Source organism: Burkholderia sp. AU33545 (assembly GCF_020419685.1).
Classification (GTDB): Bacteria; Pseudomonadota; Gammaproteobacteria; order Burkholderiales; family Burkholderiaceae; genus Burkholderia; species Burkholderia diffusa.
In genome coordinates, this window is sequence record NZ_JAIZRQ010000002.1 from 456,810 (window position 1) to 475,204 (window position 18,395).

17 protein-coding genes are annotated in these 18,395 nt (G+C 64.3%); 9 read left to right on the forward strand and 8 right to left on the reverse strand.

Going from position 1 to position 18,395, the window contains the following annotated elements:
- Positions 1-12: 12 nt before the first annotated feature.
- From LGM71_RS07910 to LGM71_RS33145, 5 genes are all read right to left on the reverse strand, one after another.
- Complete coding sequence (locus LGM71_RS07910) at positions 13-498, reverse strand: Hcp family type VI secretion system effector (protein ID WP_226114551.1); 486 nt, start codon at positions 496-498, stop codon at positions 13-15.
- Positions 499-590: 92 nt separating this feature from the next.
- Positions 591-2,084, reverse strand: coding sequence for a type VI secretion system contractile sheath large subunit (gene tssC, locus LGM71_RS07915; RefSeq protein WP_226114552.1), 1,494 nt, complete (start codon positions 2,082-2,084; stop codon positions 591-593).
- 27 nt (positions 2,085-2,111) lie between these two features.
- Positions 2,112-2,651, reverse strand: a complete 540-nt coding sequence (tssB, locus tag LGM71_RS07920; protein ID WP_226114553.1) for a type VI secretion system contractile sheath small subunit — start codon at positions 2,649-2,651, stop codon at positions 2,112-2,114.
- Between the two features lie 36 nt (positions 2,652-2,687).
- Positions 2,688-5,369 carry a type VI secretion system ATPase TssH gene (tssH, locus tag LGM71_RS07925; protein ID WP_226114554.1) on the reverse strand — a complete coding sequence of 894 codons (2,682 nt, stop codon included), beginning with the start codon at positions 5,367-5,369 and terminating at the stop codon, positions 2,688-2,690.
- Between the two features lie 407 nt (positions 5,370-5,776).
- Positions 5,777-5,911: a hypothetical protein gene (locus tag LGM71_RS33145; RefSeq protein WP_264160402.1), complete on the reverse strand. Its 135-nt coding sequence runs from the start codon at positions 5,909-5,911 to the stop codon at positions 5,777-5,779.
- Here LGM71_RS33145 and LGM71_RS07930 point away from each other — a divergent pair.
- From LGM71_RS07930 to LGM71_RS07955, 6 genes are read left to right on the forward strand one after another with little or no spacing between them, the layout of a single operon-like run.
- On the forward strand, positions 5,910-6,560 hold the full coding sequence (locus tag LGM71_RS07930; protein WP_226114555.1) for a TagK domain-containing protein: 651 nt from the start codon (positions 5,910-5,912) through the stop codon (positions 6,558-6,560). The two genes, LGM71_RS33145 and LGM71_RS07930, sit on opposite strands and share 2 nt — an antisense overlap.
- Complete coding sequence (locus tag LGM71_RS07935) at positions 6,557-7,408, forward strand: type VI secretion system accessory protein TagJ (protein WP_226114556.1); 852 nt, start codon at positions 6,557-6,559, stop codon at positions 7,406-7,408. Before LGM71_RS07930 ends, LGM71_RS07935 begins: the two co-directional genes overlap by 4 nt.
- Positions 7,401-7,967 carry a type VI secretion system baseplate subunit TssE gene (tssE, locus tag LGM71_RS07940; RefSeq protein ID WP_226114557.1) on the forward strand — a complete coding sequence of 189 codons (567 nt, stop codon included), beginning with the start codon at positions 7,401-7,403 and terminating at the stop codon, positions 7,965-7,967. Before LGM71_RS07935 ends, tssE begins: the two co-directional genes overlap by 8 nt.
- Positions 7,968-8,004: 37 nt before the next feature.
- On the forward strand, positions 8,005-9,894 hold the full coding sequence (gene tssF / locus LGM71_RS07945; RefSeq protein WP_226114558.1) for a type VI secretion system baseplate subunit TssF: 1,890 nt from the start codon (positions 8,005-8,007) through the stop codon (positions 9,892-9,894).
- Complete coding sequence (tssG, locus tag LGM71_RS07950) at positions 9,894-10,967, forward strand: type VI secretion system baseplate subunit TssG (RefSeq protein ID WP_226114559.1); 1,074 nt, start codon at positions 9,894-9,896, stop codon at positions 10,965-10,967. Before tssF ends, tssG begins: the two co-directional genes overlap by 1 nt.
- Positions 10,964-12,082, forward strand: a complete 1,119-nt coding sequence (locus LGM71_RS07955; protein WP_226114560.1) for an ImpA family type VI secretion system protein — start codon at positions 10,964-10,966, stop codon at positions 12,080-12,082. The genes tssG and LGM71_RS07955 overlap by 4 nt, the downstream gene beginning before the upstream one ends.
- A 50-nt stretch (positions 12,083-12,132) precedes the next feature.
- Here the strand turns inward: LGM71_RS07955 and LGM71_RS07960 are convergent, their stop codons facing one another.
- From LGM71_RS07960 to LGM71_RS07970, 3 genes are all read right to left on the reverse strand, one after another.
- On the reverse strand, positions 12,133-13,479 hold the full coding sequence (locus LGM71_RS07960) for an AAA-associated domain-containing protein (RefSeq protein ID WP_226114561.1): 1,347 nt from the start codon (positions 13,477-13,479) through the stop codon (positions 12,133-12,135).
- Positions 13,480-13,490: 11 nt separating this feature from the next.
- On the reverse strand, positions 13,491-15,245 hold the full coding sequence (locus tag LGM71_RS07965; protein WP_226114562.1) for an ABC transporter permease: 1,755 nt from the start codon (positions 15,243-15,245) through the stop codon (positions 13,491-13,493).
- Positions 15,246-15,325: 80 nt separating this feature from the next.
- Positions 15,326-15,550: a phosphate transporter gene (locus tag LGM71_RS07970; protein WP_226114563.1), complete on the reverse strand. Its 225-nt coding sequence runs from the start codon at positions 15,548-15,550 to the stop codon at positions 15,326-15,328.
- Between the two features lie 255 nt (positions 15,551-15,805).
- On the opposite strand from LGM71_RS07970, the gene LGM71_RS07975 reads away from it, so the two are divergent.
- From LGM71_RS07975 to LGM71_RS07985, 3 genes are all read left to right on the forward strand, one after another.
- Entirely contained in the window at positions 15,806-16,750 is a 945-nt protein-coding gene (locus tag LGM71_RS07975) for a metallophosphoesterase family protein (protein ID WP_059686111.1), read from the forward strand.
- A 23-nt stretch (positions 16,751-16,773) separates the two neighbouring features.
- Complete coding sequence (locus LGM71_RS07980) at positions 16,774-17,115, forward strand: cupredoxin family copper-binding protein (protein ID WP_174906376.1); 342 nt, start codon at positions 16,774-16,776, stop codon at positions 17,113-17,115.
- A gap of 116 nt (positions 17,116-17,231) precedes the next feature.
- Positions 17,232-18,371 (forward strand): patatin-like phospholipase family protein, encoded by a 1,140-nt coding sequence (locus LGM71_RS07985; RefSeq protein ID WP_124905715.1) that lies wholly within the window; start codon positions 17,232-17,234, stop codon positions 18,369-18,371.
- The last annotated feature ends 24 nt before the right edge of the window (positions 18,372-18,395 follow it).

The window sequence follows — 18,395 nt, forward strand, 5'->3', positions numbered from 1 at the left end:
GGCGCCCCGCACTTACGCTTCCTTGTTGCCCTTGATGTCGAAGCTCGCCGTGACGGCACCGCCGCTGCCGCCCTGCGCGTTCTGCACGACATACTCCTGCTTGACCTTCGAGAACGACAGCGACACCGTCTCGCGGCTCTTCTCTTCACCTGCCTTGCTGCCGGACGGCTTCACGCGCGTGACGATCACGTCGCTCATCGTGAGCTTCAGGTATTCGAGCGGGTGGCCGCCCGCCTTGCGCATCACCAGCACGGCCTGGTCGATGTGCTTTCCCGTCAGCGCGTACTTCATCAGGTTGGGGCTCGCACGGTCGATGTTGTGTTCGAACGTGAGATCCTTGACGGTCGCCTTGCCCGCGCCGCCGCCACTACCCGAATGCATCGACGATTCCTGCTGGATTTCCCAGTCCCAGTTCAGGATCTCGATTTCGTCCTTGTGCTTGTCATCGAGCGATTCGCCGTTGATGCCGTCGATCTTCAGAAAAATGTCCTGTGCCATGCGTAGTACTCCTTTTATTAAACGATTGAGAACTGGCCGATCATCGGGTGCGAAGCATCCCGCTACCCGGCCCTGCGGGACCCACTGATTGGTTAGGCGGCTTCCTTGATCGACGGCAGCTTCGTCACGAGTCGAAGCGAAACTGTCAGCCCTTCAAGCTGGAAGTGCGGGCGCAGGAAGAACTTCGCCTGGTAGTAGCCGGGATTGCCTTCCACGTCCTCGACGAGCACCTCCGCCGCCGCAAGCGGCCGGCGCGCCTTCGTGTCCTGCGACGAGTTCGCGGGATCGGCGTCAACGTAATGCATGATCCATTCGTTGAGCCAACGCTGCATGTCCTCGCGCTCCTTGAATGCGCCTATCTTGTCGCGCACGATGCACTTCAGGTAATGCGCGAAGCGCGAGCACGCGAACAAATACGGCAAACGTGCGGATAGGTTGGCATTCGCGGTTGCGTCGCGATCGTGATACTCGGCCGGTTTCTGCAGTGACTGGGCGCCAATGAAGGTCGCGTGACCGGTGTTCTTGCGATGCACGAGCGGAATGAAGCCGTTCCTCGACAGCTCGGCCTCGCGACGATCCGAAATCGCGATCTCGGTCGGGCACTTCATGTCAATCCCGCCGTCGTCCGTCGGGAACGTGTGGCACGGCAGGTTCTCGACCGTGCCGCCCGATTCGACGCCGCGGATCAGCGAGCACCAACCGTATTGCTTGAAGGAGCGGTTGATGTTGACGCCCATCGCATAGGCCGCGTTGGCCCAGCCGTAGCGGCTGTGGTTCGAGCCGTTCGTGTCTTCCTCGAAATCGAACTGGTCGACCGGATTGGTCTTCGCGCCATATGGCAGGCGCGCCAGGAAGCGCGGCATCGCGAGGCCGATGTAGCGCGCATCCTCGGTATTGCGCAGCGAATTCCACGCGGTGTATTCGAGGTTCTGCGTGAAGATCTTGGTCAGATCGCGCGGGTTGGCCAGTTCCTGCCAGGACTCCATCTGCAGCACCGACGGGGCCGCACCGGTCACGAACGGCGTGTGCGCGGCCGCCGCCACCTTCGCAATCGAGCCGAGCAGATCGACGTCCGGCGGCGTATGGTCGAAGTAGTAGTCGGCCACGATGCACCCGTAAGGCTCGCCGCCGAGCTGGCCGTATTCCTGCTCGTAGATCTGCTTGAAGAGCGGGCTCTGGTCCCACGCCTGCCCCTTGTAGCGACGCATCGAGCGATGCAGCTCGGTCTTCGAGACATCCATCACGCGGATCTTCAGATGCTCGTCCGTCTCGGTGTTCGACACGAGGTGGTTCAGGCCGCGCCACGCGGATTCGAGCGCCTGGTAGTCACCGTGATGCAGGATCAGGTTGATCTGCTCGGAAAGCTTGTGATCGATCTGCGCGATGATGGCCGCGATGCTCTTGTAGGCGTCGTCACTGATCGTGATCGATTGCGCGAGCGCCTGCTCCGCGAGCGTCTGCACCGCATGTTCGACCGCCGCGCGGGCCTGGTCCGTCTTCGGACGGAATTCCCGCTCCAGCAGTTGCGTAAAGTCAGACTGGGTGGTCGCCTGGGCCTCGACGGCCTGTGCTTGCTGTTTTGCCATGATGGTCATCCTCGATCAGTTGGTCGGTCAGCTCGCGTCGCCCAAATCGGCCGCGCCTTCTTCGTGCCGCTCGGGCCGCGGCGCCGCAGCCAGCGACTTCAGTAGTGCCGGGTCCTGCAGCAACTGGGTGACGAGCGCCTCCGCCCCCGACTTGCCGTCCATGTATGTCTGCAGGTTCGCCAGTTGCGTACGCGCCTGAAGCAGCCGGCGCAGCGGCTCCACTTTGTCGGCGATCGCGGCCGGCGAGAAGTCCTCCATGCTTTCGAAGGTCATGTCGACCATCATCTGGCCTTCGCCCGTCAGCGTATTCGGCACGGCGAATGCAACACGCGGCCGGATCGCCTTCATCCGCTCATCGAAGTTATCGATATCGATTTCCAGGAACTGACGGTCCGACACCGCGGGCAGCGGTTCGACCGGATGCTTGCCGGACAGGTCGGCGAGCACGCCCATTACGAACGGAAGCTCGATTTTTTTCTCCGAGCCATACACTTCGACGTCGTACTCGATCTGCACGCGCGGCGCACGGTTGCGCGCGATGAACTTCTGCGAACTGCTAGCGGACATGAACAGTCTCCTGACAGTGGTTGACGGATGTCGAGCTCAACGGCACGGCTCGACAAGATGAGAAGTGGTTGCCTCTATCGACAGCGCCAGGGCCGGCGGCGCGGAGGAATCGGTCACGCCGATCGCGATGCCCGCGAGCGGCGCCCGCGATGCGAACGCATCGAGCCAGAGCGCGGAAAGGCGCGGCAGCACGTGCTGCTCGATAAAGCCGATGAGCACGCGCGCGCCAGTCTCCTGAACCTGGCAGCGACCGACGATGTAGCTCACGACCGCGTCGTCGTAGGCAAGCGCGATGTCGTGGCTGTCCGCCATGCGTTTCACGACGCGATCCAGATGCAGGCAAACGATACTGGCGAGCGCGTGGTCGGCAAGCGGCCGGTACGGCACGACCGTCACACGCCCCATGAACGCCGCCGGAAATACCCTCAGCAATTCCGGGGCAAGCGCGGCCCGCAGGCCATCGAGATCCGGCGACAGCGCCGGATCCGCGCACAGGCTTGCGCTCAGGTCGGCGCCGACGTTACTCGTCAGCAGGATGGTGGTATTGCGGAAATCGATATGACGGCCGTCGCCGTCCTCCATGTATCCCTTGTCGAACACCTGGAAGAACATTTCGTGCACGTCGCGGTGCGCCTTCTCGATCTCGTCGAGCAGCACGACCGCGTAGGGGCGACGACGCACCGCTTCGGTCAACACGCCACCTTCACCGTAGCCGACATAGCCGGGCGGCGCGCCTTTCAGGCCCGACACCGTATGCGATTCCTGATACTCGCTCATGTTGATCGTGATCAGGTTCTGTTCGCCGCCGTACAGCGCCTCGGCGAGCGCCAGCGCGGTCTCGGTCTTGCCTACGCCTGACGGGCCGGCAAGCAGGAACACACCCAGCGGCTTCTTCGGATCGGTCAGCCCCGAGCGTGCGGTCTGCACGCGTTCGCCGATCAGGTGCAGCGCATCGCGTTGCCCGATCACGCGCGCGCCCAGCGTTTCCGGCAAGCGGCGTACCGCGACAATCTCGTCAGTGACCATGCGTCCGACCGGAATACCGGTCCAGTCCGAAACGATTTCGGCCACGACGGACTCGCCGACCTCGGGAAAGACCAGCGGTACATCGCCCTGCATGGCGGCCAGCGTCCGCTCGAGTTCCCGCAGCTGGTCGACCGATACCGGTGGATCTTCTGCGTCCGCGATCGCGGCTTCACGTCCGGCGAGCAACGCCTGTGCGGCTGCCACCTGTTCGCGCCAGCGATCCGCGATCGCCGCTTCTTCCATCGCCAGAACGGCGATGCGCGCGCGCACGCGGCTCAATGCCTTGTCCGCATCGAGACCGATTCGGGCCTCCTGCACCAGCAAAGCCTCTTCGGCGTGCGCGGCTGCCAAGCGCTGCCGCACTTCGTCCAGTTCGCGGGGCGTCGCGTGCTGCGACAGCGCAACGCGTGCACATGCAGTGTCGAGCAGGCTGATCGCCTTGTCGGGCAACTGACGGGACGGAATATAGCGATGCGACAGCGCCACTGCGGCACGAATTGCTTCGTCGCGAACGATGACGCCGTGATGCGACGAGAACGTCGGCACGAGCCCGCGAACCATGTCGGTCGCGGCAGCCTCGGACGGCTCCGAGACCTGCAATACCTGAAAGCGCCGCGTCAGCGCCGGATCCTTCTCGATATGCCGCTTGTATTCGGCCCAGGTCGTCGCGCCGATCGTGCGAATCGTGCCGCGCGCAAGGGCCGGCTTCAGGAGGTTCGCGGCATCGCCCGTTCCGGCCTGCCCGCCCGCGCCGACCAGCGTGTGGATTTCATCGACGAAAAGAATGATCGGCGCCGCCGATCTTGCCGCAGCCTCAAGCACCCCCTTCAGGCGAGCCTCGAACTCCCCCTTCATGCTCGCCCCCGCTAGAAGTGCGCCGACATCGAGGCTCAGCAAGCGTACGTCCGCGAGATTCGGCGGCACGTTGCCCGATGCGATCGCACGCGCCAGCCCTTCCACCACAGCCGTCTTGCCGACGCCGGCCTCACCGGTGACCAGCGGATTGTTCTGCCGCCGGCGCAGCAACACGTCGATCATGGTGCGGATCTCGAGCTCGCGGCCGATGACGGGATCGATTTCGCCGGCGCGGGCTCGCGCGGTGAGATCCAGGCAATACTGTTCGAGTGAATTACGCTTCGACGCGCCCGACACGGCACCCGAAGTCTCGCCCGGCAGGGCCGGCGACAGTTCACTATGATCGTACGGCCCTTCGGCTGCCTCCGGCGACCCATCGATCCAAGCGGGAAGCACGTCGCCAAGATCTTCCACTGGAATCTTGCCAAATTCCGGGGAAATCGCGAGAAGCACGCGTCGCAGTTCGGGCGTCGACACAAGCGCCGCGACAAGCCATGCACCGCGCACGCGACGATCGCCATGACCGAGGGTCGCCAGCACCCAGCCTCGTTCGATGGCCGTTTCGATATGCCAGGAGAAATCGCTGATCGAACTCGCGCCAGCCGGCAACGCCGATAGCGCCCGCGCAAGATCGCGCTCGAGCGCATCGCGATCAATCTCCGCATGGCGCACGACCCGCTGCAGGTCGCCATCCGGCTGCTGAAGCAGTTGGTGCAGCCAGTGGACGAGCTCGACGAACGGATTCCCGCGCAATTTGCAGAAACTCGTTGCCGACTCGATTCCTCGGTAAAGCTCGACCCCGAGCTTGCCGAACAAAATCTGGCGTGAAATGTTCATGGTGGTCTTGTTCTGTTTGTTAGCGCATTTCAAACGAATCCGTCACACCAATCAGGAGTCCTTCATGGACTCCATGACAGACGAAACATCGAACGTTCGAAACACACTTCTCTCTCCGGTTCGAAAATGACGACCACTCGAATCAGGAGCCGCATTATCAACACGGAACAACAATTAAGTCAATTAATTAACCAACCCAACAAACACAAAATCACGAATTAGGAAATGTCTTATATCAGCCACACCAAGTTCACGACGAATCACTTCAACCGAGCGCCCAACCTTCGCGCAACCCCGCCGATCGCATCACTCACAAGCCATTGTTATTTCGAGATAAATTCCGAATATCAGCCAACCGAAATGTAAAAAAACAACGCCACCTCATTGATTATAAAAAATGTTTTTATTTAACCGTTGCACTTTTTAACAATCACGCCGCCGCCGATCTTCAGATGCCCGCCTGACAAGGTGCTTTTTTGAGATGAAAGATTCATCGATACTCGCACTTGATTTTCAGATATTTCACTATCGAACACACTCATGCGATTCCTTCGCCTGCCCTGGCGTCGTCAGCCGAACACGTCGCTCATCGCGCCCTCGCCGAAGGACGCGCTCTCGCGGCTCGTTGTCGACACGTTGCCGCTGGACGGCGTCTTAGGTCCCACGCACGCAGACGACGACATGCTCGGCCACCTCGGTATCGGCACCCGGGACGGTGCTGCAGCCTGCGCGCGTACCGCAGCGGACACGGTCGGCATCGACGCCGGCAACACCGACGCGCTGATCGACGCGCTTCATGCGCAGTACTGGCGCGCACTGACCGACCCCGGCACGCCGCTCGCATCGGCATGGGCCCCATCGGTCGACGACACGCTTCCGCGCCAGGTCGCCCCGGATCACCCGCACGACGCCCATGCCTACGAAAAAACCGGGCATTCGGATTCGATCGAGACGCTCCTGTCCGGTCATCGCACGATCGACGATGCCTTTGGTCGTCTGGACGGACACGTGGAACTGGTGACCGGCGGCGAATCCGTTCCGGAGATCCTGCAGCTCTTCGCGCCGCCCGAATTTCGTGCCGCGTCCGCGCGCCGTGCGCCCTCACCGCCTCCGCCGCTTTCCCGGCGCGAGCACCATGCGCTGTCCGTGGACAGTCCATTGACCGCGCCCTTGCGCAAAGACCAACCATGACCGGATTCACCACCACCGATCCCCGCTCCACGCATCGCGCGGACGACGTCCCCCTCATCGACCAGATCACACGCATCGAGACACGCATCCGCTCGCAACCGACGACCGCGCCTCATCGCTGGGCGCTGTTCCAGCTGCTGTGCATCGTCGGCGAATGGTCGCGTGCGATCCAGCAACTGCAGGTATGGGCAACGCTCGATCCGGGACAGGCCCGAACCGCGCAGATGTATCGCGACCTGATCCGTGCCGAACGGTGGCGGGCGAAGGTGCTCGCGGGCCGGGAACGCCCGGGTGTCGTCCTTGCGGCGCCGCCCTGGATCGATGCACTGCTAGACGCGATCCGCCACGCTACCGACGGACGGGTCGAGCAGGCCGACACCATCCGTGATGCGGCATTCCGGGCTGTGTCGGACGCTCCGCTCGTCGCGCCGCAAGGCCGAGCCGCATGGATCGCAGACAGCGATTCCCGTTTCGGCCCGGTCTGCGAAGTCATCACGGCCGGACACTATCGCTGGGTGCCGTTCGCCGACCTGAAGGCATGGCGCGTGTCGCAACCGACGCAACCGGTCGATCTGGTCTGGGCGCCTTGCGCACTCACGCTCGTCGACGGCAGCGTCATCCACGGCTTCATGCCGGCCCGGTATCCTGGTTCGGAGTCCTGCCGCGACGCCGTGCGCCTTGGGCGCGAAACCATCTGGCACGACATCGGCCGCACGGGTGTCGTCGCGCTCGGGCAGAAAACCTGGACGACCGACCTGGGTGACTTCAGCCTGTTCGAACTGACACACGCCGAATTCGGCTCGCGCGCCACACCTTTCGCAATCGAAGCGGATCAGGCCCATGACTGAGCGCCGGAAACGCCAACCGGGAGCCAACGCCCCAACCGCACGTACGCCGCGGCGAGCCAGCTCGCATCTGATGCCGACCCTGCTCGACCGCCTGCGCGACGATGCACCGCATCGACAGACCGAAGCCCCCGAGGAATACACCGTGACGCGCAAGCAGATGCGCGACATCGTGCAGCGCGATCTCGCCTATCTGCTCAACACGACGAGCATCGAAGACCGGATCGATCGCGCTCGCCATCCGCAAGCGGCTGCGTCGACCGTGAATTTCGGCGTACCGCCGCTCGCCGGCACCTTTATCGCATCGCGCCAGTGGAACGACGTCGAATCCATGATCAGCCGCGCCATCCGCGATTTCGAGCCGCGCCTGATTCCGGATTCGCTGGTGGTATCGCCCCGCACCAACGCCGATGCGGACTCCGCAGGCGAACATCACAACGTGCTCGCCTTCGAAGTGCGTGGCCTGATTCACATGGATCCTTATCCGCTCGAATTCATGGTGCAAAGCTCGCTGGATCTCGAAACGAGCGAAATCCGCATCACGGGCATGCGCGCCGGCTGAGCACGGCGCATACAACGACCACAACGAGGCCTCTCCGATGGACCCGCGACTGCTCGACTACTACAACCAGGAACTCATTTACATGCGCGAGCTCGCCACCGAGTTCGCGCATGCGCATCCGAAGATCGCGCGCCGGCTCGGCATGCAGGCCGGCGATGTGGCGGACCCTTATGTCGAGCGCCTGATCGAATCGTTCAGCTTCATGGCTGCACGTATGCAGATCAAGCTCGATGCCGAGTTTCCGCGTTTCACGGAGCGGCTGCTCGAGGTCATCTACCCGAACTACGTCGCGCCGACCCCGTCGATCTCGATCGCACGCCTGTACCCCGGACAGTCCGAGGGCAATCTGGTCAACGGCTATCGCCTGGCGCGCGGGACCTCGTTCACCGCTCAGGTTGCCGATGGAGAACGCACGGCATGTCAGTTCACGAGCGGACAGGACGTCATGCTGTGGCCCCTCACGATTACCGAAGCGCGGCTGACGGGCATTCCACCGGACATCCCGGCGCTGGAGCGATATAGCCTGCCCGATAAGCAAGTGCGCGGGGCGCTGCGGATCAGGCTCGCGACCACGGGAAACATGCGGATCGCCGACCTGAAAGGACTCGACCGGCTTCCGGTGTATCTGGCGGGCGACGAGCAGGTAGCATCGCATCTGTTCGAATTGCTGCACGCGGGCGGCATTGCCTCCGTGATCGGCGCGCCCGGCGAATTCGGTACACCCGGCCGGCCACTCGCGGCCGTCACCGACAATGCGATCGAACACGAAGGACTGCGCACCGATCAAAGCCTGTTGCCGCTCAACTGGGCCGAGTTCCACGGGCACAACCTGCTGCATGAATACTTTGCCTGCCCCGCGCGATTCTGGTTCTTTGCGTTGAACGGCCTTGCCGAAGGTTTCTCGCGCATCGATGGCCGGGAAGTCGAGATCGTCGTACTGCTCGACCGGGCGCCAGGGTCACTCGCCAATCTCGTCGATACGTCGCGCTTCGCGCTCTTCTGCACCCCCGTCATCAATCTGTTCTCCAAGCATACCGATCGGGTCGAGATCTCGCCGCGCGACACCGAATTCCATCTGGTGCCGGCGAGACTCACGCCGCTCGACTACGAAGTGTTCTCGGTCCGCACCGTGTACGGTCAGGTCGCTGCAACGTCCTCCGAACTCGAGTTCCGGCCGCTCTATCAGACGCTGAACAACGACGAAGGCAACCACGGCCGTTATTTTTCGGTGCGGCGCGAGCGACGCCTGCTGTCCGATTCGGCACGCCGCTACGGTACGCGCACGCCTTACGTCGGTACGGAGGTATTTCTCTCGCTCGTCGACCAGACCGAGGCGCCGTACGGCGAAGACATCCGCTTCCTGTCGGTCGAGGCACTGGTGACGAACCGCGATCTCGCCACGCTCGTACCGCGCAACGGCGTGCACGACCTGGAGACGGCCCAGTCCGCGCCGGTCGACAGCATCGGCCTCATTCGCCCGCCGAGCGCACCGTTGCCGCCTTATGCCGAACGGGATATGGCATGGCGCCTGATTCGCCATCTGAACTTCAACTATCTGCCGCTCGAAGCGCTGGGTCACCGGGAGGGCGGACAAGGCCTGCGCGATCTGCTGCGCCTGTATCTCGTGGACGGTGACGCCGGACAGGGCCGCCAGGTCGAGAGCCTCGTCGGCGCGAAAACGCGCCCCGTGACACGCAAGCTGCCGGGAACCGGCCCGATGACTTTCGGACGCGGCATCGAATGCGCGCTGACGGTCGACGAAACAGGTTTCTCGGGCGTGAGCCCCTATCTCTTCGGTGTGATCCTCGAGCATTGGCTCGCGCGGCACGTGTCGATCAACAGCTTCACGCAAACGGAGCTGCACTCGATGCAACGCGGCAGGATCGCGCGCTGGCCAGCGCGCACGGGCACACGCGGAGCCCTGTGATGACGCGCGCCACACTTCCCGCCTTGTTACGCGACAACGCACTGTCGCCCGAATTGCTCGAATCCCTGCAAGCCGAACCCTGGCGCTTCGGGTTCCTGTCGTTATTGCGGCGGATCGGCGCAAACCCGGCGATCGATCCAGTCGGTACCGCGCGCCGGCCACAGGCAGAACCGTTCAGACTGGGCCAACAGCCGAGCCTGGCCTTCCCACCGTGTGAAATCGCGAGCGCGCACGAAGCGGCCGGGCGACTCAAGATACGGCTGTTCGGCCTCGGCATGCTGGGACCCCACGGTCCATTGCCAATCCACGTTACCGAGATCGCGAAGGACCGGGAAAGCAGTCGCCACGACACGACCACGGTCGACTTCTTCGACATCTTCCATCACCGGTTCTTCACCCTGTTCTATCGGGCGTGGGCTTCCGCACAGGCAGCCGCCGGCCTCGACCGAAAACATGACGAGCGGTTCTCGTTCTATATCGCAAGCCTGGCCGGGCAGGCGGTCGGCGAAATCAACCAACGCCCGCTTCCATCGCACGCACGCCTGGCCGCCTCGGCCCACCTCGTTCGAGAATCGCGCAATCCGGACGGGCTGCGCACCACGCTCGAACACTACTTCGGCGTCCCGGTCGCCCTAGAGGAAAACGTCTTTCACTGGATCGAAATCGCTCCTGCAGACTGCGGGCGCATCGGGTATCCGGGCGCCGCCGCGACGATGGGCCAGGGCGCAGTTCTCGGGCGTGTCGCTCCGGACCGTCAGCACCGGTTCCGCGTCGTGATCGGCCCTGTCGATCTGGATGCATACCTGCGCTTCACGCCGCAAGGCGAAGACCTGCCGCGTCTCGTCGAGTGGGTTCGGGCATTCGTCGGGCACGAGCTCGAATGGGAACTGGAGCTTCGCATCAAGCCTGAGAGCGCGCCGCCAGCTGTGATGGGCGGCCGGCAGCGGATGGGCTGGTCCGGGTGGCTGGGCAGTCCGGCGACCGACCGGCCGATCACCGGCATGCGCTTCGAGCCCGAACGCCATGCACGCCTTTTCAATCGTCGCGACACTGTCTCCAAACATCGACCATGAGCAAGAAATCGTCTCCCGCCCCAAGCAAACCTAGCCTTACACCCATCGCAGATGCACCGCACGACGACTGGCTGGGGCCGTTGAACGGTACGGATCCGTGCGGGCCGGATCTCGAATACGATCACGATTTCGTGGTGCTGTTTGCCGGTATCGCACCCAGACAGGATGTGCAATACGGCACATTCGTCGGTTCGCCGGACCCGCTCAACTGGAGCGAGATCGAGCGAGACTGCCGTAGGTTGATGACGCGCACGAAGGACATGCGCGTTGCCGTGCTGCATACGCGCTGCCGCACACGCCTGGGTGGTGTGGCAGGCCTTTCGGAAGGAACGCGGCTACTGGCGGCCTGGTTGCATGCGTTTCCGGATCATGTCCATCCCCAGGCCGACGCCGACAACGATCGCCACGCAGCGCTTGAGATGCGAATGAACGCACTGCAGGCGCTGACCGATCCGGAAGGGTTGCTGGCGGATGTGCGGGAAATCGTATTGACGCGATCGACTGCCACCCGGTTGCAGGTTCGTGACGTCGAGCGCGCGTTCGCGCATCCGCGCCCGGTCGACGCGCTCGCGCCTGATTCGGTCGCCCTGCAGTTGCGAACCCTGCGGGAACAGCAACCTTCGACAATGCAGGCCTTCGACGATACGATCTCGAGCTTATCGGCTATCGATTCGTGGTGCACGACGCACCTCGAGACGTATCTGCCGGATTTTTCCCCGTTGATTCGCCTGCTCCGTCTCTTTCGAACTACCGATCCTCAGGTCGAAGCGCGGCCGGACATCTTGCCGGCGGACGAACACGAGGACGGCGACGCGAATGCGCTGCCGGTACTCGCAGAAGCAGCGCCCTCACCGGCATGTCAGGATAGCGAACAGCCAGCCGCCCCGACCTCGGCTGCCATTGCTGCGCGTCCCAATCTTGCACCGACGGACCGGCAGGCAGCCCTGACGCTGATCTACACGGCACGTCATTGGTTCGAAACGAACGAACCAAGCAGTCCCATCCCGGTGCTGCTCAGGCGCGCGGAACAGTTCGTCGGAAAGCGCTATGTCGATGTCGTCAAGGCCATTCCGCCGGAGCTTCTCGCCCAGTGGGAAGAGACGGACGGCTCATGACCGCGTCTCGTCGGGGCGCGGCGTGACGAGATGCGGTGCGCACTCGACTTTCAGCTCTCCACATCCTCGAGACTGAACACCTCGGTCTTGTCGTTGTACGAGAAGACTTCGCCGTAACGGCCCCAGTCGATCACCGCGTCGAGCGTTTCCTCCGCCGCGTCATCCGACAGGAAATCCTCCAGCTCCTGCTCGAAACGCACGCGCGGCGCGCGATGGCCGGGGCGCTCGTTCAGCACCTTCCTGATCCGCGCGGCGAGCGGCACGTGCTTCAGCAGGTGATCGGCGAACATCAGCTTGCGCTCCTGCGTGCCGAATTCCGCGAACACGCGCGCGGGCGGCGTCAGGAACACGTCGCCTTCGCGCACGTCCGCAAAACCGAGGTACTGCAGCACTTCGGCGATCGGAAACAGTTCGTCCACTTCCAGATGCAGCGTGCGTGCGATTTCGGGCATGTCGGCGCGACCGTGATACGGCGCCATCGCGAGCGTCTCGATCAGGCCGGCCATCAGGTTGGTCGACACGCGCGGCATCCAGCTGCCGAGCTCGAGCCCCTTCTTCGTCGCCTCGCCGGTCTGGCGCGCGGTCATCTTCGCGTAGATGTCGTCGACGAGCTTGCGGAAATCGGGCTCCAGCCGGTTGCGCGGATGCTTGAACGGCACCTTGATCTCGGCGATCACGCGACCCGGGTTCGACGACAGCACGAGGATCCGGTCGCACATGAACACCGCTTCCTCGATGTTGTGCGTGACGATCAGCACCGACTTGATCGGCATCCGGCCTTGCGTCCACAGATCGAGCAGGTCGGTACGCAGCGTTTCGGCCGTCAGCACGTCGAGTGCCGAGAACGGCTCGTCCATCAGCAGGATCGTCGGGTCGACCACGAGCGCGCGCGCGAAGCCCACGCGCTGACGCATGCCGCCCGACAGTTCACGCGGGTAGGCGTTCTCGAAGCCGTCGAGACCGATCAGGTCGATCGCGGCGAGCGCGCGTTCGCGCCGCTCGCGTGCGCCGACGCCGAGCGCTTCCAGCCCGGCTTCCACGTTCTGCAGCACGGTGAGCCACGGAAACAGCGCGAAGGTCTGGAACACCATCGCGACGCCTTCGGCCGGGCCGCGCAGCGGCTTGCCGAGATAGGTCACTTCACCGCCGGTCGGCTCGATCAGCCCCGCGATGATCCGCAGCAGCGTGGACTTGCCCGAGCCCGAACGGCCGAGCAGCCCGACGATCTCGCCTTCGCGCAGCGACAGGTTCGCGTCGTCGAGCACGAGCAGTTCGCCCTGCGTCTTGTTGAAGCCGCGGCAGACGTGATCCACGCGCAGGATTTCCTCACCGAGGCGCGGCGGCTGAAGCGGCTGTGACGTCTGGGCGGGGGCGTTGATTACGGTCGAATTTTGCATCGCGCTTACTCTCAATCGAGACGGAGCCGGGATTCCGCATAGGCGTACATCGGACGCCACAGCAGGCGGTTGAACAGGGTAACGAACAGGGACATCACCGCGATGCCCAGGATGATCTTCGGGAAGTCGCCGGCGGCGGTCGTCTGTGCGATATACGAGCCGAGGCCGTGCGCGACGACCTTCGTGTCGCCCCACTGCACGAACTCGGACACGATGCTCGCGTTCCACGCGCCGCCCGACGCGGTGATCGCGCCGGTCACGTAATACGGGAAGATGCCGGGCAGGATCGCCTGGCGCCACCACTGCCAGCCGCGGATGCGGAAATTCTTCGTCGCTTCCTTGTAGTCGTTCGGATAGGACATCGCGCCCGCGATCACGTTGAACAGGATGTACCACTGCGTGCCGAGCACGATCAGCGGCGACAGCCAGATGTCCGCGTTCAGATGGAAGTGGACGATCACGATCACGAACACCGGAAACAGCAGGTTCGCCGGAAACGCGGCAAGGAATTGCGCGAGCGGCTGGATCTTCTCGGCCAGTGCGGGGCGCAGCCCGATCAGCACGCCGAGCGGCACCCAGATCACCGAAGCGATCGCGATCAGCACGATCACGCGCAGCAGCGTGATCAGCCCGAGCATCAGCACGTGGCCGACCTCGCTCATCGTCACGCCGGTCGCGACGAAGCTGACGACGCGCCACGCGACGTACGCGGTCAGCACGATCACGAATGCGCCCCACACGATGTCGCCGATGCGCGACGGGCGATGGCTCGCTGCGCCACGCGCGCCGATACCGCTGAACGACGGCACGCGCAGCGGAATCCGCGCGGCCTGCGACAGCAGCCAGCCGGCCGGCACGAGCAACTGATGAATCAGATGCGTGCGGCGCATCATGTCGAGCAGCCAGGATTGCGGCGCGTCGCCCGACGCGGTGTTCTCCATCCGGAACTTGTCGGCCCATGCGACGAGCGGGCGGAACAGGAACTGGTCATAGGCCAGGATCACGACCGACATCGCAACGATTACCCAGCCGACCGCGCCGATATTCTTGTCCGAGATGGCTTGCGCGAGATATGCGCCGATCCCGGGCAGCGTGATGGTCTGGTTGCCGACGGTGATCGCCTCCGACGCGACGACGAAGAACCAGCCGCCCGACATCGACATCATCATGTTCCAGATCAGCCCCGGCATCGAGAACGGCACCTCGAGCTTCCAGAAGCGCTGCCACGACGTCAGGTGGAAGCCGCGCGACACTTCGCTCAGGTCGCGCGGCACCGTGCGCAGCGACTGGTAGAAGCTGAACGTCATGTTCCACGCCTGGCTCGTGAAGATCGCGAAGATCGCCGCGAGCTCGGCCCCGAGCACGCGGCCCGGGAACAGCGCGAGGAAGAACGTGACCGTAAACGAGATATAGCCGAGCACCGGCACCGACTGCAGGATGTCGAGGATCGGGATCAGCACCATGCCGGCGCGGCGGCTTTTCGCGGCGAGCGTGCCGTAGACCAGCGTGAACGCGAGCGACGCGATCATCGCGGCGAGCATCCGCAGCGTGGTGCGCAACGCGTATTCGGGCAGGTTCGACGGATCGAGCGAGATCTTCTGCGTCTGCAGGGTCGCGATCGGCGCCATCGTCTCGTGAAAGCCGACGATCGCCATCGCGAGTATGCCGATCATCAGCGGAAACGCGACCGCATCCCAGCGGTTGGGGAGCACGCGCCACGCGGACGCGTTGGCGGTGCGATTCGGATTGAAGAAGCGGATATCCATCGGTAACGTCTTGGTCGAATTGAAAATCGATGGGACCGGCCGCGTGCCGCGCGGCCGGGTATGGCGTCGGCCTGCGCGGCTCAGAACAGCTTGTGGAGCGCCCAGTAAAGTGCCGCCGACTGCGCGACGAAGAGCAGCACGATCGGCAGGACCGAACTTTCCTTGACCAGACCGGGATCCGCGCTCGGGTGAGCGCCGACGTGGACGATGCCGCAGGCAACGATCGGAAAGAACGACGCGAGACTGATGGTGCGCGTGCTCCGACCGCCCGCACCGCTGGTTTCCGTTGCCGCGGGATTCGGCATGAGGGGCTCCGGATAGATGATTCGGTGTCGCAGGCTATCGGGCGAACATGACGCAAACGTGACGTGTCACTTACAGGACATTGACGGGCCATCCATCAGCGCTCCGTCAGCGATCCGCAAGCATCGAACGGCCGCGTCAGGCCTCGCAAAGATGCGGGAATAAATCCGTCGCCGCATCGGTATGGAATGCGAAGGCGCCGGCTAATTCCAGGACGATCCGGCCGTCCGGTTCCGTCATACGAATGCGAGGCTTACATGTCTTCATCGACTCCCACCCGCCCGTCGCGCCGCAAGGCCCTGCAATGCATGGCGTTCGGCGGCCTCGGCACGCTGTTTACGCTGTCGGGCGGCATCCTGACACCGTTCGATCTCGCGCTCGCGCAAAGCGGCGCCGCACTCCCCGCGAATGCGGGCCGGCCGCTGTTCGTGCAGATCAGCGACACGCACATCGGCTTCAACAAGGACGCGAATCCCGACGTCGCGGCCACGCTGCGGCAGACGATCGATCTGGTGAACGGGATGCCTGCCGCGCCCGCGCTCGCGATCCATACCGGCGACATCACGCACCTGTCCAAGGCGGAAGAATTCGACCACGCGTCGCAACTGCTGTCCGCGCTGCGCGTGCCCGAGTTGCACACGGTGCCCGGCGAACACGACGTGACCGACGGCTCGGGCGCCGAATATTTCAGCCGGTTCGGCAAGGCTTCCGACAACCGTGGCTACTACAGCTTCGATCACGCGGGCGTGCACTTCGTCGCACTCGTCAACGTGATGCATTTCAAGCCCAACGGGCTCGGCAGCTTCGGCGACGAACAGCTCGCGTGGCTCGCGCAGGATCTGAAGGGGCAATCATCGAGCACGCCGATCGTCGTGTTCTCGCACATGCCAATGTGGACCATTTACGAGCCGTGGGGCTGGGGCACCGGCGACGCGCCGCAGACGATGGCGCTGCTGCGCCGCTTCGGCTCGGTCACCGTGCTGAACGGGCACATCCACCAGATCGTGTCGAAGGTCGAGGGCAACGTGACGTTCCACACCGCGCGCTCCACCGCGTTCCCGCAGCCGACCGCCGGCAACGGCCCGGGCCCGGTGCCGCTCACGGTGCCGCGCGACCGGCTGCCCGCGATGCTCGGCGTGACGACCGTCGACTTCGCCGGCCACCCCGTCGCGGCGTCGCTGCACGACACGACGCTGGCCTGATGCCGATACACAAGGAGACCGACATGACCTTCCTGAAGCCCTCGACGCTGGCGGCCGCGCTGATCCTGAGCGCGGCCGCCGTCGGCACGCCGCTCGCCGCGTTCGCGCAGACCCCGGCCGGCCCGCTCGTGACGATCCGCAATTTCATGTTTTCGCCGATGTCGACCACGATCAAGGCCGGCACGACGGTCACGTGGAAAAACCTCGACGCGGAGCCGCATACCGTCGTCAACGACGCGGGCATCTTCCACTCGAAAGCGCTCGACCAGGACGAGACCTACTCGTTCCGTTTCGACAAGCCGGGGGTCTATAAGGTGTTCTGCGGGATTCATCCGTACATGAAGGAGACCATCACCGTGGAATGACGCGGCGCGCCGCAGCGCCCCGCGAACATCCGGCGCCACGGATGCGGCCCGACGATCGCCTACACTGGTTCCATCCGGCCGGCCCCCGCCGGCCGTCACCGAACACGAGGCAAGCGATGACGGCAAGTCAACCCGCACATCCGAAACTGCCGGGCCAGGTCGTGCTCGTGCTCCAGGGCGGCGGCGCGCTGGGTGCCTACCAGCTCGGCGTATTCGAGGCGATGGAGGCGGCGGGCATTCAGCCCGACTGGGTCATCGGCACGTCGATCGGCGCGATCAACGCGGCGCTGATCGCCGGCAACGCGCCCGGACACCGCGCGCAACGAATGGCCGAATTCTGGCGACACGTCACCGAACGACCCGCCGTGAACGTGCCGGGCTTCCCGACGAGCTGGGACAAGATCGGCTCGGAACTCGCGGTCATCGGCGCGGGCCTCCCGGGATTCTTCCGGCCGAATCCCGCCGCCTGGCTCGGGCCGCTGGCGCGGGTCGGCGTCGAGCGTGCGTCTTACTACGTGGTCGAGCCGCTGCGCGACACGCTTGCGTCGCTCGTCGATCTCGACCTGCTGAACGCGGGCCGGCCACGACTGACCGTCGGCGCGGTCAACGCGTGCACGGGCACGATGCGTTATTTCGATTCGCGCGACCGGCCGCTCGGCATCGATCATGTGATGAGCTCGGGCGCGCTGCCGCCCGCGTTCCCGGCCGTGCGGGTCGACGGCACGCCCTACTGGGACGGCGGCATCTACTCGAATACGCCGGTCGAGGTCGTGCTGGACGACGCGCCGCGTCGCAGCTCGATCATCTTCTCGGTGCAGATGTGGAATCCGGTCGGGCCGGAGCCGCAAAGCATCTGGCAGGTGTCGGAGCGGCAGAAGGACATCCAGTACGCGAGCCGCACGGACAGCAACATCGCGCGGCAGCAGCAGATTCACCGGCTGCGCCACGTGATCCGGGAACTGGTCATGCGGCTGCCGGAGGCAGAGCGCACGTCGGCCGATGTGAAAGCACTCGCCGCATGGGGCTGCCAGACCACGATGCACGTGATCAAGCTCGCGGCGCCCCGGCTCGACGGCGACGATCAGTGGAAGGACATCGATTTCACACCCGCCGGCATCGCGGCCCGCCGGCAGGCCGGGTTCGACGCGACGATGCAGGCGATCGCCGCGCGGCCCTGGGATCTGCCGATGGACCCGACGGAAGGGCTCAGCGTCTGGAGTCCGGAAGAAAACCGGATCGGCGAGCGGCACAACTGATGCCTGGCGTCGCGCGCCGCCTTC